1 protein-coding gene is annotated in these 2,052 nt (G+C 45.8%); it reads left to right on the top strand.

What is annotated here, in order from left to right; all coding sequences use genetic code 11:
* A partial coding sequence (cas12k, locus tag AC5I6P_RS07110) for a type V CRISPR-associated protein Cas12k (RefSeq protein ID WP_495693054.1) occupies nt 1–1,698 on the top strand: 1,698 nt, incomplete at its 5' end.
* Between the last annotated feature and the right edge of the window lie 354 nt (nt 1,699–2,052).

The raw sequence follows: 2,052 nt of genomic DNA, 5'->3' as shown, positions 1-2,052 counted from the left end.
AGCCAAGTGAATGTCCAAATTGATAGCAATAGCAAGAAGAAAAAGAGTAAAAAGGCGATCGCGGGTGGGATTTACAGAATTTTGTATGACAAACACCGTACAACCGAAGATTTGCAAGAGAAATGTGCAATTGCTTACTTGATTAAAAACAGGTTTGAGATCAAAGGCGACGAGACTGAAGAAGATCTTGAAAATCTTAGCAAGCGCATTCACCTCAAGGCGAAGCAGATTGAACTTCTTCAGAAACAGTTGAAAAGCCGTTTACCCAAAGGTCGTGCTTGGGTGGGTAGAAATGTTCTAGATGAGATTCAATCTATCGGTGTTGTCGAAGACGAAGCTGAATGGAATTTAGTCGAATCAGCACTGCTCAAACAACAGACCTTTCTGCCGCATCCGATTCTGTTTCACAGCAGTGATGACCTGATCTGGTTTGAGCATGAAAGGTCTTGTCTTAAAAACTCGAAAACTGGAAACGAGAGCCAGCCCAACTCCCAATCTAGCAAGCGGGTCTGTGTCCGCTTCAAAAGTTTTGATGAGAAATACGCTTTTGAAATATCTGGTGATCGTCGCCATCTCCGGGTTCTCCAGCAGGCTTTGAAGGAGCGAATGGTTTATGACAGCGATAGGAACGGCAACACATCTAAATTATTTTTAGTGCGATCAGCGACGTTGATTTGGAAGGAGTACAAGAAAAATGAAAATAGGATTCTGCGTCGCCGAAAAGCCAGGAACAAACGATCAGAGCGCGAAGGTCAATCCATCATCAATGGTTCAGAAGATCAATTTGCTCCTGAATTCTACAATCCAGAATTTCCCTGGAATCGTTATCAACTGTTTCTACATTGCACGGTGGAAACTCAGTTTTTGAGTCAGGAGGGAACCGAACTCGTCATCGAGAAGCGGAGGAAACCGATCGTCAAAGCGCTTGAAACGTTAGAGGAGAGAATTGCCGAGTCGGAGGAGAAAGGTGAATCAGCGCAAACTCGTAAAGCAAATTATAGCCGTCAGACAGGAACGCTGAGACGACTTGACAGTTACGATAATAATTACGAGCGTCCGAGTCAGCCGCTTTACGTAGGGCATTCTCATATCCTGACTGGTGTTGCTCTGGGCTCAAGTGGGTTGGTGACGGCAACGATCGCAGATGCTACTTCGAGTAAGTTTCTAGACTGCCGAGGTCTCAAGGCTTTGCTAGGCAATAATTACAGACTCGTTCATCGGAGACAGTTCCAACGGCAGCTCAACTCGCGTCGCCGTACTGAGGCACAAAAGCGGGGTGCAAGCAGTCAGTTCGGAGAATCAAATTTAGGGGACACTATAGACCAACTGACGGCAAAGTCAGTGATTGACTTTGCCAAGGAGCATCATTCGGGCTGTATTGTCTTGCCTGACATGAAAGATTACAGAGCACGACAGCAAAGTGGAATTGCGGCGCTTGCAGAGCGAGAGTGTTCTGGTTGGAAGGGAGTTGAGAAGCAATTTGCTAAAGCTCAGAACATGAAGATCCACTCGTGGAGTTACGGGCGATTGATCAGATACATTCACAATCAAGCGCAAAAAGAGGGGATTTCAGTCAAAATTGGACAGCAACCAATCTATGGCAGTTCTCAGGAACAGGCAGGAAAGATGGCGATCGATGCATACCAGGACAAAGCGGCTCCAAAAAAAACTCGCCCTAAAAATTTTCCTAAACAGTAAGGCTTTTCAGCTTTTTCATAGTACAATTCTACCAACGACGAACCAAACTCGCGTTATGTACGACGTATATAATGCAAGTTTAGGAAATGGGACAGGTTCATTGCTTTCCGTCCCTGGCACTGTCCGCTTACTCACGCTACCCCTAAACAAGGTAGGACAATTCGCCGATTTGGTGAGTTCGCGAGTCTCTACTGTTATTGATAAACGTTGGTTTATTGCAGCAGTACAGCAAGATTGTGTATCAGACCGATTCTGGCGAAGATACGTGGCAGTCCGAATCGCCCGATGAAGCCATCGGGACTTCCCCTAAATTTTTGGCAAACCGAAGCGGGACTCAAAATCCCAGTACCTTTG

Source organism: Myxacorys sp. (assembly GCF_059501405.1).
This window is presented reverse-complemented; position numbering and strand designations above follow the sequence as displayed.